Source organism: Bradyrhizobium macuxiense (assembly GCF_001542415.1).
Classification (GTDB): domain Bacteria; phylum Pseudomonadota; class Alphaproteobacteria; order Rhizobiales; family Xanthobacteraceae; genus Bradyrhizobium; species Bradyrhizobium macuxiense.
The window spans coordinates 31,761-45,233 of sequence record NZ_LNCU01000082.1 but is presented as its reverse complement, the minus strand read 5'-3'; the positions used below and the strand labels follow the sequence as shown (position 1 = coordinate 45,233).

The 13,473-nt window shown below is 65.1% G+C and carries 15 protein-coding genes; 6 read left to right on the top strand and 9 right to left on the bottom strand.

From position 1 onward, the window contains the following. Positions 1–76: 76 nt before the first annotated feature. The 3 genes from AS156_RS24410 to AS156_RS24400 form a co-directional block, all read right to left on the bottom strand. Positions 77–718 carry a YoaK family protein gene (locus AS156_RS24410; protein ID WP_066509611.1) on the bottom strand — a complete coding sequence of 214 codons (642 nt, stop codon included), beginning with the start codon at positions 716–718 and terminating at the stop codon, positions 77–79. Between the two features lie 144 nt (positions 719–862). Then, entirely contained in the window at positions 863–2,911 is a 2,049-nt protein-coding gene (locus tag AS156_RS24405) for an elongation factor G (protein WP_066509608.1), read from the bottom strand. A 178-nt stretch (positions 2,912–3,089) separates the two neighbouring features. Next, positions 3,090–3,995, bottom strand: coding sequence for a LysR substrate-binding domain-containing protein (locus AS156_RS24400; RefSeq protein WP_066509605.1), 906 nt, complete (start codon positions 3,993–3,995; stop codon positions 3,090–3,092). Positions 3,996–4,129: 134 nt separating this feature from the next. Here AS156_RS24400 and AS156_RS24395 point away from each other — a divergent pair, with 134 nt between their 5' ends. After that, positions 4,130–5,047 (top strand): alpha/beta fold hydrolase, encoded by a 918-nt coding sequence (locus AS156_RS24395; protein ID WP_082747707.1) that lies wholly within the window; start codon positions 4,130–4,132, stop codon positions 5,045–5,047. On the opposite strand, the gene AS156_RS24390 is transcribed toward AS156_RS24395, so the two are convergent. From AS156_RS24390 to AS156_RS24380, 3 genes are all read right to left on the bottom strand, one after another. Next, a complete protein-coding gene (locus tag AS156_RS24390; protein ID WP_066509598.1) occupies positions 5,044–5,529 on the bottom strand; it encodes a DUF992 domain-containing protein in 486 nt (161 codons plus the stop codon). The two genes, AS156_RS24395 and AS156_RS24390, sit on opposite strands and share 4 nt — an antisense overlap. A 258-nt stretch (positions 5,530–5,787) precedes the next feature. Continuing rightward, entirely contained in the window at positions 5,788–6,315 is a 528-nt protein-coding gene (locus AS156_RS24385; protein ID WP_066509592.1) for a DUF992 domain-containing protein, read from the bottom strand. A gap of 268 nt (positions 6,316–6,583) precedes the next feature. Continuing rightward, entirely contained in the window at positions 6,584–7,786 is a 1,203-nt protein-coding gene (locus AS156_RS24380) for a pyridoxal phosphate-dependent aminotransferase (RefSeq protein WP_066509590.1), read from the bottom strand. Between the two features lie 621 nt (positions 7,787–8,407). Here AS156_RS24380 and AS156_RS24375 point away from each other — a divergent pair. Further along, complete coding sequence (locus AS156_RS24375) at positions 8,408–9,061, top strand: glutathione S-transferase family protein (protein WP_066509588.1); 654 nt, start codon at positions 8,408–8,410, stop codon at positions 9,059–9,061. A gap of 158 nt (positions 9,062–9,219) precedes the next feature. Here AS156_RS24375 and AS156_RS43475 read toward each other — a convergent pair whose 3' ends face one another. Then, a complete protein-coding gene (locus AS156_RS43475; RefSeq protein WP_201456097.1) occupies positions 9,220–9,426 on the bottom strand; it encodes a hypothetical protein in 207 nt (68 codons plus the stop codon). A gap of 42 nt (positions 9,427–9,468) precedes the next feature. Between AS156_RS43475 and AS156_RS43470 the strand changes: the two genes are divergently transcribed. Continuing rightward, positions 9,469–9,618, top strand: coding sequence for a hypothetical protein (locus AS156_RS43470; RefSeq protein WP_201456096.1), 150 nt, complete (start codon positions 9,469–9,471; stop codon positions 9,616–9,618). An 11-nt stretch (positions 9,619–9,629) separates the two neighbouring features. On the opposite strand, the gene AS156_RS24365 is transcribed toward AS156_RS43470, so the two are convergent. Beyond that, positions 9,630–9,983 (bottom strand): DMT family protein, encoded by a 354-nt coding sequence (locus tag AS156_RS24365; protein WP_066509575.1) that lies wholly within the window; start codon positions 9,981–9,983, stop codon positions 9,630–9,632. Positions 9,984–10,192: 209 nt separating this feature from the next. Here AS156_RS24365 and AS156_RS24360 point away from each other — a divergent pair, with 209 nt between their 5' ends. The 3 genes from AS156_RS24360 (at position 10,193) to AS156_RS24350 (ending at position 12,770) form a co-directional block, all read left to right on the top strand. Next, complete coding sequence (locus AS156_RS24360) at positions 10,193–11,008, top strand: PAS-domain containing protein (RefSeq protein ID WP_066509572.1); 816 nt, start codon at positions 10,193–10,195, stop codon at positions 11,006–11,008. 90 nt (positions 11,009–11,098) lie between these two features. Then, positions 11,099–11,560 carry a GNAT family N-acetyltransferase gene (locus tag AS156_RS24355; protein WP_066509570.1) on the top strand — a complete coding sequence of 154 codons (462 nt, stop codon included), beginning with the start codon at positions 11,099–11,101 and terminating at the stop codon, positions 11,558–11,560. Positions 11,561–11,831: 271 nt separating this feature from the next. Then, positions 11,832–12,770 carry an aldo/keto reductase gene (locus AS156_RS24350; protein ID WP_066509559.1) on the top strand — a complete coding sequence of 313 codons (939 nt, stop codon included), beginning with the start codon at positions 11,832–11,834 and terminating at the stop codon, positions 12,768–12,770. Between the two features lie 189 nt (positions 12,771–12,959). On the opposite strand, the gene AS156_RS44890 is transcribed toward AS156_RS24350, so the two are convergent. Beyond that, on the bottom strand, positions 12,960–13,473 hold a 514-nt coding region (locus AS156_RS44890), incomplete at its 5' end, for a DUF1501 domain-containing protein (protein ID WP_245313039.1).

Genomic DNA, 13,473 nt, shown 5'->3' with positions numbered 1-13,473 from the left:
CCAGCCGATCAGGCACGCGGCGCGGGTTTTGGTCGAGGATGTCATGACCACGACATCGGGCATGCCGCCGTCGCTGTCAATCCGTTCGCTTCGCGGTTGTGGCAACCAGCGCACTGAGCCCGAACGCCGCGCCAGCGGCGAACCAGACCGCGGCCAGCCTGATCGCGTGGTAGGCGATGGCCCCAAGCAACGCCCCCGCAACCAACGCCGCCCACAGCAAGAGGTTGGGCAGCCAGGCCCAACGCGAACCGCCAGTCAGCGCGGCGGCCACGAGTTGGCCGGCCCTCACCAGCGCCCCGGTGACGTAGGTGAGGCCGAGCCCAGCACCGTCCTCGACCTGGAACACCGCGTTCTCGAGCCCCATCGCCAGCACGATCGCCGCCACCGCAACGTTGGGGAGGCCGAATGCGGAGACGATGGCCGCAGCCGTGAGCAGCAGTGCCTCGCTGAGCAGGATCAGGCGCTGGCGATGCCCGACGCGGCTGAGCACGATCAAACCGCCAGCCGCAGCGCCGGCGACAAACAGGACGATCAAACCGAAGGCCTCCAGGGCGAACTCCCAACGCCCCTCGGCGAGCGTCACGCCAAGCCGCGTCGAGTTGCCGCTCATGAAGGAGACGAACAGGCCGCCGAGATGCAGATAGCCGATACCATCGACATAGCCCGCAAGCCCACTCAGCGCGCACGCAAGCGCCAGATTGCGGTGGGATTCAAGCATGCGTTTGGAACTGTGAGAAGAGAATCTCATCGGTCATTTCGGTATGGTCCGAGGGACCATACCTCAGGTGCGCAATTGCGCACCGGGAAATCTCGGGATTCCGGATTCGCTCGCTGGCGCGAGCGCTCCGGAATGACAATAAGATCAAGCTGCGTCGCGATGCGCGGCGATGATCTGGTCGGCGGCACGGCCGGTCACTTCGGCCATGCGGTCGAACTGGCGGGTGAAGCTGCCGGCGCCGGCGGTGGCCGAGCGCAACTCCACGATGAGGTCGCCGATTTCGGCTTCCGGCATCGTGGCGCGGACACAGTCCCAGCCGCTCCAGCCCTCGCGGGTGTCGAAGCCGAGGATCTGGCCACGGCGTGCCGACAGGATCGCGTTGATCTTGGCGGTCGCCTCCGTCGGGCAGACGATCTCGACCATATGGATCGGCTCCAGCAGCACCGGCTGGCAATGCGGAAGGCCTTCGGTGACCCCGATCCGCGCAGCGGTGCGGAACGCGAGGTCGGAGGAATCGACACTATGATAGGATCCATCCGTTAGCGTGACGTCGACATCGATCACCGGGAAACCGAGCGGCCCGCGCGCCAGCGCGTCGACGACCCCCTCCTCCACCGCACCGATGTAGTTGCGCGGCACCGCGCCACCAACCACCTTCTCGTGGAATTCAAAGCCGGTCCCGCGCGGCTTCGGCTTGATGTCGAGCACGACATCACCGAACTGGCCGTGGCCGCCGGACTGCTTCTTGTGCCGGCCGCGCTGCGTGATCGGCTTGCGGATGGTTTCCTGGTAGCCGATCGCCGGTGGATGCGATTTGACGTTGACGCCGAAGCGGTCCTTCAGCCGCTCCTGCGCGACGCGCAGATGCATCTCGCCCTGCCCCCATAACACGGTGTCGTGGGTGCGCGGGTTCTGGATCATCGTGAGCGACGGATCCTCCTCGTTCAGCCGCAACAGCGCCTGGCCGAGCTTGACGTCGTCCTTGCGGTCGGTCGCAGCGATCGAGATCGACAACACCGGCGCGGCCGGCTCGACCTTGACCAGCGAGGCCGGCGCGGTCTTGCCGCTCGATAGCGTGTCGCCGGTCTTGATTGCGTCGAGCTTGCCGAGCGCGACGGCGTCGCCAGCCTCGGCCGACGGACGCTTGCTGTCATGCGCGCCCGAGACCGCGAGGATGCCGGAGACGCGCCCGCTCTCGCCGGACGACGAATGCAGCGTCGCACCGTCGTCGAGACGGCCCACGAGCACACGCGCCAGCGACAGCTTGCCGCCGTGCTGCAGATGCATGGTCTTGAACACATAGGCCAGCGCATCCTTCGTATCGGATATGCCGAGGCGCTGGGCGGTCTCGGCGACACCGGGCGCCTCATGACGCAGTGCCTTCATCAGTCGCAGCACGCCGTTCTCGCGGTTCGCCGAGCCGAGCAGCACCGGACAGATCAGCCCGTCGCGCAATTCGCGCGCGAGGTCGTCGAACACCGCGTCGCGGGGCGGCTGGATATCCTCCAGCAGTTGCTCCATCAGCGCGTCGTCGTGATCCGCGAGCTTTTCCAGCATCGAGAAACGCGCTTCCTTCTCGCGGTCGAGATCGCCGCCGTTGAGGTCCACGACCTCAGACGGCTTGTGCTCGCGATAGACGAAGGCGCGCTCCAGCGCGAGATCGACGAACCCCTCGATCAGATCGCCGTTCCAGATCGGGATCTGGCGCAGCACCAGCGGCACGCGCGAGGCCGGCTGCAGGGTGGCAAGCGTCTCACGGATGCGCTTGTTGGCGCGATCGATCTTGTTCAGGAAAAGGAATCGGGGAATGCCGAGATCCTCGAGCTCGCGCAGGATGATCTGCAACTGCGGCAGCTTCTTCTCATCGGCCTCGCAAACCACAACCGCGGCATCGACGGCCGGCAACGCAGCACGCATATCGTGCGCGAATTCGACCGAACCGGGACAATCGATAAAGGTGTAACTGTCGCCCATGAAGGTGGTGCTGGCGGCGGTCAGGCCTACGCCCATCTTGTGCTGGCGGGCCTCGGGGCTGGCATCGCCGACGGAGGTTCCGGCATCGACGCTGCCGGCAGACTTAACGGCGCCCGTGCGCGCCAGGATTGCTTCCAGAAGTGTGGTTTTACCGCTTTGGAATGGGCCCACCAATGCAATGCACCGTGGACCTCGGGGACTTCTGACGTCTTGTCCCATTGCCGCCTCCTCGTGTTGGAGCTCGGCCCGTGATTGGGTCGGCGACCGTTTATGCTCTGCCTTCGTCGGTCGTTTGGCAAGCGGGAAAACCCCGCTGCGGTGCGGCGTCGTGCAGCTTTGCCGCGGCAGAGCGACGCGCCGTTAACGTTCGGACTCCAGCGCCTTACGCTGCAGTTCCTTACGCGTGTCCCGGCGCGATAGCGCGCCAGCGCGTCGCTATTTCGAGCAATCGTTGCACGGCCGGAGACGCATCTTCCTCGCGCCACGCAATCGTGAGCGGCGCGACGACCGCGGGCGCCGTCAGCGGAACATACGCTACGCCGCGACCGCTCTGGGCGCGCGCCGCGGCCTTTGGAACGAGCGATACACCGACCCCGGCCGCGATCAAACCGATCGCCGTTTGCAGATGAAGTACCTCCTGCGCCAGACGCGGCGTGAAGCCGGCGGCCTGACAGGCGGTCACGATCAGACTGGTGACCGAAGGCTCCGGCCGCGCCGGATAGAGAACGAAGGCATCGTCAGACAGCTCACCGAGCGCAATGTCGCTCCGCGCCGCCAACGGATGTGCGCGCGGCAGTGCTGCGACATACGGCTCCTCCAGGATGAGACGCTGGGCAAGACCTGCTTCGGGCAACAGCGCCGGGCGCGCAATTCCGACATCGATCCGGCGCCGCCGCAACGCCTCGGCGATATCGGCGGCAAGCATTTCGTCGAGCACAAGCGCGACGTCGGGATGTTCGTCGCGATAGGCGCCGACGATGTCGGGAAGACCTGCAAACATTGCCGAGCCGACGAACCCGATCGCCAGCTTGCCGGCCTGACCACGGCCGACGCGCCTAGTGTCGGCGACAGCATCGTCAAGGCTCGCGAGCAGGACCCGTGCACGCGCAAGAAACAATTCACCGGCCTCGGTGCGCCGGACCGGCCTGCTATTCCGCTGCAGCAGCGTCACGCCGAGCTCCTCCTCGAGCTGACGGATCTGCTGACTCAACGGCGGCTGCGCGATATGCAGCCGCTCGGCTGCGCGCGTGAAATTCAATTCCTCGCCGATCGCCACGAAATAACGCAGGTGTCGCAATCCCATGCCGACGCTATAGCACGCGAGCCGCTTCGCGCCATCACGGCGCGCTATATGCCGTAGCTCTGCAATTGTATCGAACGAGTATTGGACCAAACGCGCGATCACGGACAGCCTGCGGGAAACCACAGGAGATCAGGATGACGGCGCTGGAAAAGGCCCTGGCAGACGCAACCGCCGCAGGCATCACCCAACAGAAGATCGACATCGACGGCCTGCGCGTGAATGTGGCGCGCTTCGGCAAGGGTCCGCCGCTACTGCTGCTCCATGGCTGGCCGGAGTTCTGGCTGGTGTGGCGCCCGGTGATGCTGCGCCTCGGCGACAGCTTCGAGCTGATCGCGCCCGACCTGCGCGGCTGCGGCGATACCGGCAAGCCGACGCCCGGACCGGATGCATCAGCCACCGCCGAACGGCATGCGCTCGATATGTTCGGCGTGATGGATGCGCTGGGATTTAAGGAGTTCGGCGTCATCGGCGGCGATCTCGGCGCCTATGTCATGCAGGCGATGTCCCATCACGCGCCACAGCGCCTCAAAGGCGCGCTTTACCTCTGCACGCCCTATCCCGGCCTTGGCCAGCGTTACGGCCAGCCCGGCCATTTGATCGAAGTCTGGTACCAGTATTTCCAGCAGCTCCCTTGGGCGGCGCAACTCGTCGGAAGCTCGCGCGAGTCATGCCGGGTCTATTTCCGCCACTTCCTCGATCACTGGTCGGGTGACAACCCCGCCGTGTTCGCCGATCTGCTGGAAGCCTATGTCGATAACTTCATGAAGCCGGGCAACATTCAGGGCGGCTTCGACTGGTATCTCTCTTCCGCGCCCAATCGCCGCCTCTGGCTGGAAGGCAAACTGCCGACGAAGCCGCGCATCGGCGTCCCCTCGCGTTTTCTCTGGGGCCGCCGCGATCCGTTGATCTCGCCCGAATGGTCGGACCGGCTTGGCGAATACTGGACGGAGCCGTCCATCAGCTTCGTCGATGCTGGGCACTACGTTCACGCCGAAGCGCCCGACCTCGTCGCCGAAGCGGCGCGCAGCTTCTTCGGCCAGCTCGCGCTTTAGCGACCCGGACGCAGCTCCAGAGCCTCCAGCCCGGCGGCGAGGTTAACGCCAACCTGGCCCTGCACGCTCAGCGGCTGCAAGGCGATCGTGTTGTCGGACCCGCCGACCAGCACGTTGCCGCCGACGCCGACGCCGAGCGTCGCGCTGCCTTGCGCGCCGGCGTAGTTGCCGGAGAGCGCGCCCGGCCCGAGCTGTGCCACCGGCGCGTAGACGCCCCAGGCCAGCGCCGACTCCTGCGTGATGCCGAGATCGATGCCGACCTTGCGGATGGTGGCGATGTAACGGTCCTCCGGCAAGCCATCGGCCCGCAGCACGCAACCCAGATTGGTCACGGAGCCGACGATAAATCCGATGCTTGCGCCGCCGCGGCATTCCAGGACGCCGACCCGCACGCGCTGGATCGGCTGCTGTGCATTGGCGCCCGCGATCGAGGCCGCCAGCGTGGCGATGGCCGCACCGGCGAGAAGGATGAAACGACGCATGTTGGGAAGTCTCCGGCTGAAGGCGTGATGCGAGCAGAGAACCAAACGGGCGCCGTGTTCCCGGCGCCCGCGTTCCCTATGCCATAACATCGAACGCGGGGCCAGAATTAGAGGGATTCACCCTCAGATTGTTACCGGATGTGGCCACTTTGCTGCCAGTGGACGGCTCGGATTCACCGCCGGCATTCTCAACCGTGCTGAGACGATCGAGGAGACAAAAAAGAGGCCCGCTTTCGCGGGCCTCTCAATTTCACCGGCTTAGCGGTGATGGTGATGATGATGCCGGCGGTGATAGTGCCGGCGCGGCCCACCAACGCGAACCGGCTCGAGGTCGAGCCCGGCGATGCCGGCCGCGACGTTGAAGCCGGCCTGGCCCTGCAGGCTGATCGGCTGCAGCGCATAGGAATTCGCCGGACCGCCGACCAGGAAGTTGCCGCCCGCACCCAAGCCGACCGACGCGTTGACACCGACGCCGCCATAGCTGCCGGCAAGTGCGCCGCGCGGAACGCGGGTGACCGGTGCGGCCACGGCCCAGGCGAGCTGCGTCTGCGCGGTGACGCCGAGGTCGAGGCCGATGCGGCGCACGGTCGCAATATAGGGCTCCGGCCGGCGGCCTTCGCTCTGGAACACGCATTCGAGCTGGGTGACCGAGCCGACGACGAAGCCGACATTCTGCCCGCCCTGGCATTGCAAGACACCGGCCTGAACCTGAGGCGGCGCCGCGTTGGCGGTGGCGATCGGCGCCAGCAGCGCGAGCGTGGCAAGGGTGAGTGTCGAAAGTCGCATTGGGTCTGTCTCCGCAGGTGAACTGAAATTGCGCGCGGACAGGAAGGAAGGGTCGTGTCCAAAACAAGGCAGACCGTAATGATGCCGTAAAAACTTCCGCCGTGTGACAATTAGGACGAACGCGCTCGCGCGGCTGATGAGCAGGATGTGATTTGATGTGATTTGACACGGCAGTCTTCGATTGACTGCGTGCTCGACTGCCTCGACTGCTATATGCGCGAAAACGCTCCCGCACCTTGTGCGGGAGCGCATCACTTTCGGAAACGAGTTATCGCAGATTACCGCAGAAGCGCTGGATGCGCTTGCAGGCGTCCTCGAGGTCCGAGGTCTTGGTGGCGTAGGAGATGCGGAATGCGGGGCCGAGGCCGAACGCCGAGCCCTGCACGACGGCAACGCCTTCGCTCTCGAGCAACTCTGTGACGAAGTCCTCGTCGTTGCCGATCACCTTGCCTGATGGCGCCGTCTTGCCGATCGTGCCGGCGCACGACGGATAGACGTAGAACGCGCCTTCGGGACGCGGGCACTCGATGCCACTCGCCTGGTTGAGCATCGACACCACGAGATCGCGCCGCTCCTTGAACACCTTGTTGTTCGCGGGGATGAAGTCTTGCGGACCGTTGAGCGCCTCGACGGAGGCCCACTGCGCGATCGACGACGGGTTCGAGGTCGACTGCGACTGGATCGTCGCCATCGCCTTGATCAGTTGCGCCGGACCGCCGGCATAGCCGATGCGCCAGCCGGTCATGCAATAGGCCTTCGACACGCCGTTGACCGTCAGGGTGCGGTCGTAGAGCTTGGGCTCGACCTGTGCCGCCGTGGTGAAGACGAAGTCGTCATAGACCAGGTGCTCGTACATGTCGTCGGTCATCACCCAGACATGCGGATGCTTGACCAGCACGTCCGTGAGCGCCTTCAGTTCGCTGCGCGTATAGGCCGAGCCGGTCGGGTTCGACGGCGAGCAAAGGATGACCCACTTGGTCTTCGGCGTGATCGCCTTCTCGAGATCTTCGGGACGCAGCTTGAAACCGGTCGACGCCGGACACACCACCGGCACCGACTCGCCGCCGGCGAGCGCCACCATCTCGGGATAGCTGACCCAGTACGGCGCTGGGATGATCACTTCATCGCCCGGATTGATGGTCGCCATCAGCGCATTGTAGAGCACCTGCTTGCCGCCGGTGCCGACGATGATCTGGTTCGGCTTGTAGGTCAGGCCGTTCTCGCGTGAGAACTTGTTGATGATGGCTTCCTTCAACTCGGGAATGCCGCCGACGTCGGTATACTTGGTCTTGCCCGCCTCGATCGCGCGGATCGCCGCCAGCTTGATGTTGGCGGGCGTGTCGAAGTCCGGCTCGCCGGCGCCGAGGCCGATGACGTTGCGGCCCGCGGCTTTCAGCGCGCGTGCTTTGTCCGTGACCGCGATCGTTGCGGACGGCTTCACACGGTCGAGCGCAGCGGACAGGAAGGCCATTGTCATCTCCTGGCAAACGTCGTGAGCCGTTGGCCACGACTTTGATTTGAATGGGATCGGCGCACCCTAGGCCTCTCTCCGCTGCATCGCAAGAAGCTTGGCGGCAAAGCCCAAAAACTTTCGCGCATGGCTTCAAGCGTGCGCAACATTCCAAAAGTTCCGGACCCAAATGGCTCATATCCGGCAAGGACTGCGATGACCGCAGAGGCTAGCCTGCAAGGCTTCCAACCGCATGCGTCGAATGCGGATTGCTCCGAGGACAATGCGCCGCACAGCGCCGCTGCGCGTCCGCCCACGATGTCGGCTATGCCGCCTCCGACCGACGGCTCGCACCATCCTGCGCGCGTTAACGTTTGCCGCCACGACGCATGGTGCGCGCACATCGATGAGAGGCGCACGGGGTGTCGCGGAAGCGTGATCCGAGTTTTTCTGAGATGTGAATGGAATCGTTCTGCGCGCGTGCAGTGCGGTAGACGTTTCGACTTTTTCCACGATCCGGGACTTGCGACGCACCCCCATCGGCATCATTGTTTAGGCGCGTTGCGGTGTGACAGGCCGCGCGCGCCAAGCCGCGCAGTCTTCGAACGTCCCGTCTTTACCGAGCGAGTGAACCCCGACGCAATGTACAAGCTCTATTCGATGCAGCGCTCCGGCAACAGCTACAAGGTGCGGCTGGCGCTGGCAGTGCTGAACACCCCGTACGAAGCGATCGAGATCGACATCCTGCGCGGCGAGAGCCGGACCCCGGAATTCCTCGCCAAGAACCCGAGCGGCCAAGTGCCGCTGCTCGAGGTCGCCGAGGGCCGCTATCTCGCCGAGTCCAACGCCATCCTCTGGTATGTCGCGATCGGCACGCCGCTGGCGCCGGAATCGCGGATCGAGCGCGCCGAGGCGCTGCAGTGGATGTTCTTCGAGCAGCACGCGCTGGAGCCGAACCTCGGCGCGGCCTATTTCTGGCTGTCGCTGGTCAGGGGCGGACGGGACCTGCAGACGCACGCGCTGGAGGACTGGATGGAGCGCGGCTATGCGGCATTGCAGGTGATGGAAAATCACCTCAAGGACCACGCCTATTTCGCCGCCGAACAGTTCACGGTCGCCGACATCGCGCTCTACGGCTACACCCACGTCGCCGACCGCTGCGACTTCGACCTGACGACCTTCCCGTCCATCCGGGCCTGGCTTCGACGGGTCGAGCAGGCGCCCGGCTTCGTCACGATGGATTGGCAGCCCGGAACCGAGACCGAGCCTCCGCCTCGCCTGGTCGCCGGCCTCTGAACAGCGGGGACAGCGGGAAAACTGCCCAAACAGTGGGCAAAACCGCCGATTCCGCCCTTTTTCCGCCGCTTTCCCGGTTTTGGCCGCCGCAATATTGCCCGCGATGGCCATCAGCTTCGCCCGGATGTCGCGGGTGATTCGCCCGCGCCTTGAAGGATTTAGACCATGATACGGTCGTCAGGCACGGCAGGCTTCCAGAGCCGCCCTGCCCCAGTGGCATCTTCCCGGCTAACGAATGCGATCGCCGCGTCGCTCGCGATCGGCGCATTGACGCTCTGCCTTGTGGTCATGATCACGCTGCTGTCGAGCAACGTCACCATGGCGATGCCGATCCTGTCATAGCTCACGTCTTCGAATATTGGCACCTGTCCGCGCCGGGGCGCGGTGGAGACAGCACGGCTCGAACGATGAAGACACCCGTCGGACTTGTGACCGTGACGTTGACGGTGGCGATCCTGCTGGCGGCATCGCTGCTGATCGTGACCGGCACGCAGGGCGAAGGCCGCGCCTATCCCATGCGCATCCTGCCGCCGGCTGCCGCCGCTCCCACCCGATAGACCCGGCTCGGTCAGCTCCATTTGTGGAAGATGAAGAACGCGCCGGCGGCGATAAAGGCAAATCCGAGCGCGTGATTCCAGCCCAGCGGCTCCTTCAGGTACAGCACCGAGAAGCAGGCGAACACGACCAGCGTGATCACCTTCTGCATGGTCTTGAGCTGCGCCGCACTATAGACCTCGCTGCCCCAGCGATTGGCCGGCACCGCCAGCCAGTATTCGAAGAAGGCGATGCCCCAGCTCACCATGATGACGAGGGGAAGCGGATGACCCTTGAACTTGAGATGACCGTACCAGGCAAAAGTCATGAAGACGTTCGAGGCGAACAGCATCAGGATCGGCAGCAGCGAAGGTGGAATGGCGGGCATCGATGTCCTCTTGCAAGCGGGCACGCGCTAACCCGCGCGCACGGAACCAGGTTCGCGCAGATGTCCATATCATTTGATTTGAACGCTTTGAAAGCTCGCACGACCGGGACAGCGGCGCCTTAACGTTAGCACCGGAAATGCCGGTGACGTTGCGGACCTGTCGTCAAACTGCGGCCCTATTGTTTGTTCGACGAGTGGCGAGAACGAGCATGCGGTTCGACTGGCACGCAATTTCAGGTCCGGCTCTGACGGCTGCCACAGCGCTCGCCGCCTTCCTGATCGATCGGCTCGTGATGCCGGTGCCGAATCCGGCGCCGCTATTCGTCTGCATCGTCGCGCTTGCGAGCTCCGTCAACGGCATCGCCTCCGGGCTGATCAGCGCCGCGATCGCGGTCGCGGCTTCCGCGATGTTCTTCCTCGATCATCGCGCCGCGCCCGGTTACGACGCCTCCGACATCGTGCGCATGCTGATGCTGGCGGCAACCGCCGCCGGCACCGCCGTGATCACCGGACTGCTGCGGCGGAAATGGATCGACGCCTTCGCCGCGGACCAGGAGCACAACGCTACCGCATCGCGGCTCGCGGCTGCGCTCGACCAGGTCGACATCGGCATCGTGCTGCTCGACGCCGACACCCGTGCCAAATTCATCAACCGCGCCTTTCGCGACTACTTCGCACTGTCCGACGCGCAGGCCGACTCCAAGCCGCCGTTCATCGCGCTGATGTACCACGGTCGCGATACCGGCGCGTGGCAGATGCCCGAGGATGAGCTAAGCGCGTTCATCGCCGAGCGTACCGAGAAGATGCGCGCGGGCGACTCCACGCCGATCAACATCAACCTCGCCGGCGGCGAGGTGCTGCGCTTCAGCTGCACCGCGCTGCCCGACGGCGGCCGCATGCTGAGCTACACGCCGGTGACCGACCTGGTGCGGCACACCGACGATCCCGGCAAGGCCGAGTACTATCGCTCGCTGCGCGGCGGCAGCGAGTGGCATCTGGCGCGGCTGCTGCGCGCCGCCGAGTGAGGACCAGCATCCTCCGCGATTGATCCCGCCCGACCCCGACGATAGAACGTTGCGAGGCGCCCGCGCGCGTCGCACAACGCAGGATCACCCATGTCCGACGACGTCACTATCCGCTTCGTCACCCGCGACGACTACGCCCAGTGGCTTCCTTTGTGGGACGGCTACAACGCGTTCTACGGGCGCTCGGGGCCGACGGCGCTCGCACCCGAGATCACGGCGATGACGTGGCAGCGTTTCTTCGACGCCTACGAGCCGATGCACGCGCTGGTCGCCGACCGAGGCGGCACACTGCTCGGGTTGACGCACTATCTGTTTCACCGCTCGACCACGGCGATCCAGCCGACCTGCTATCTGCAGGATCTCTTCACCAATGAGGCGGCGCGCGGCAAGGGCGTCGGCCGCGCCCTGATCAACGGCGTCTACACGCAGGCGAAGCTCGCAGGCTCGCCGCGGGTCTACTGGCAGACCCATGAGACCAATCTCACCGCGATGCAGCTTTACGACAAGGTTGCGGACAGACCTGGCTTCGTCATCTATCGCAAGGTCTTCTGAGCACGCCTACGGAAGCCTTGTGAACACGCCTGCGGAAGCCGTGTGAAAAAGATCAGGTGTCACCGGCGCGTTACAATGCACGGCTAGGCTTCGCCTTGCGTAAGATCAGGCCCCCCGTCTCGGATCTTCGCCCCGAGCGGTCCCCGTCAGTCGCCGCGTCTGACCGGGACCGCTTTTTTTGCGCCATTGCCATGCGCCATCGGCGGTAGGCCGGCACCGTGCTCCGCGCGACAATGCGCGCCGTCATTCGCCCATCCCACGGGACTATCTCATGGAAATTCGTAATCTCGGCGGTTCCGGCCTGCGCGTATCAGCGGTCGGTATCGGCTGCAACAATTTCGGCCAGCGCACCGATCTGGAGACCTCGCGCAAGGTGATCCACAAGGCGATCGATCTCGGCATCACCCTGTTCGACACCGCCGACATCTATGCCGGCCAGGGTGGCTCGGAGACCGTGCTCGGCACCGTGCTGGGCGACCGCCGCAAGGACATCGTGCTCGCAACCAAATATGCCAAGCCGATGGCCGCCGATGGCACCAAGCAGGGCGCATCGCGCCGCTACATCATCTCAGCCGTGGAAGCGAGCCTGACCCGGCTCAAGACCGACTACATCGATCTTTACCAACAGCACGATTACGATCCGCTGACGCCGATCGACGAAACGCTACGCGCGCTCGACGACCTCGTCCGCCAGGGCAAGGTGCGCTACATCGGCAACTCCAACTTTCCGGCATGGCGCATCGCGGAAGCCGAGTATGTCGCACGCGCGATGAATGTCACCCGCTTCGTCTCCTGCCAGGACGAGTACAGCCTCGTGGTGCGCAGCATCGAGAAGGACCTGTTGCCGGCGGCGCAAGAGTACAATCTCGGCCTGTTGCCGTTCTTCCCGCTCGCCAGCGGCCTCCTGACCGGAAAATACCAGCGCGGTGCCGCAGCTCCCGCCGACACCCGCTTCGCCAAGGCGCCGGCGTTGAAAGATCGCTACGTGACGCCGCGCAACGAGGACATCGTCGAGAAGCTGCAGGCCTTCGCGAAAGAGCGCGGCCACACCATGCTCGAACTCGCCTTCTCCTGGCTCGCCGCCCGCCCGCAAGTCTCAAGCGTGATCGCCGGCGCCACGCGCGTCGAGCAGGTCGAGCAAAACGTCAAAGCGATCAGCTGGAAGCTGAGTGCGGACGAGATGGCGGAGATCGACGAGATTACGAAGTAACACTCGCTGTCGTCCCTGCGAAAGCAGGGACCCATAACCACAGATGTTCGCGGTTAGACTGAGCTCCAGCGCGTTCCGACAACCGCATTCGGTGGTTATGGGTCCCGGCTCGCGCGGAGCCTGTCATCGGGCGGCGCAACGCGCCGACCCGTTGGCTTGGCCGGGACGACATCGTGATTGAGGCGATTGCTAAGCCACCAGCCCCTTCATCGGCTTCACCGGTGCGCTGTCCGGAAACACCGTCTCCGCCAGCGCGCGCTCGCCGACGCCGAACTGGTCGTGCAGCACGCCTTTCATCACCGCGCGCAGGTCGGTGGTCGCGGCGAGGTCGCGGGCCTGGTAGAGATTGGCGGGCTTCAACCCCGGCCAGTCCGTGATCATGCGGCCGCCCTTCACCGCGCCGCCCGCGAGCAGCGCGATGGTGCCGGTGCCGTGGTCGGTGCCTTCGGTGCCATTGATGCGCGCGGTGCGGCCGAACTCGGTGGCGACCACGATCACGGTGTCACCCCAGCGCTCGCCGAGGCCGCTCTGAAATTCCGCCAGCGCACCGTCGAGGCCGCCGAGCAGCTGCGCCAGACGGCCGACCGGACCGCCTTCATTGGCGTGGGTGTCCCAGCCGTCGAAGGCGAGCGCGCCGATGCGCGGGCCGTCGTCAGCCGCCATCAGTTTCGCCGCGCCGCGCGCCACCAGCCGCATCGCGGCC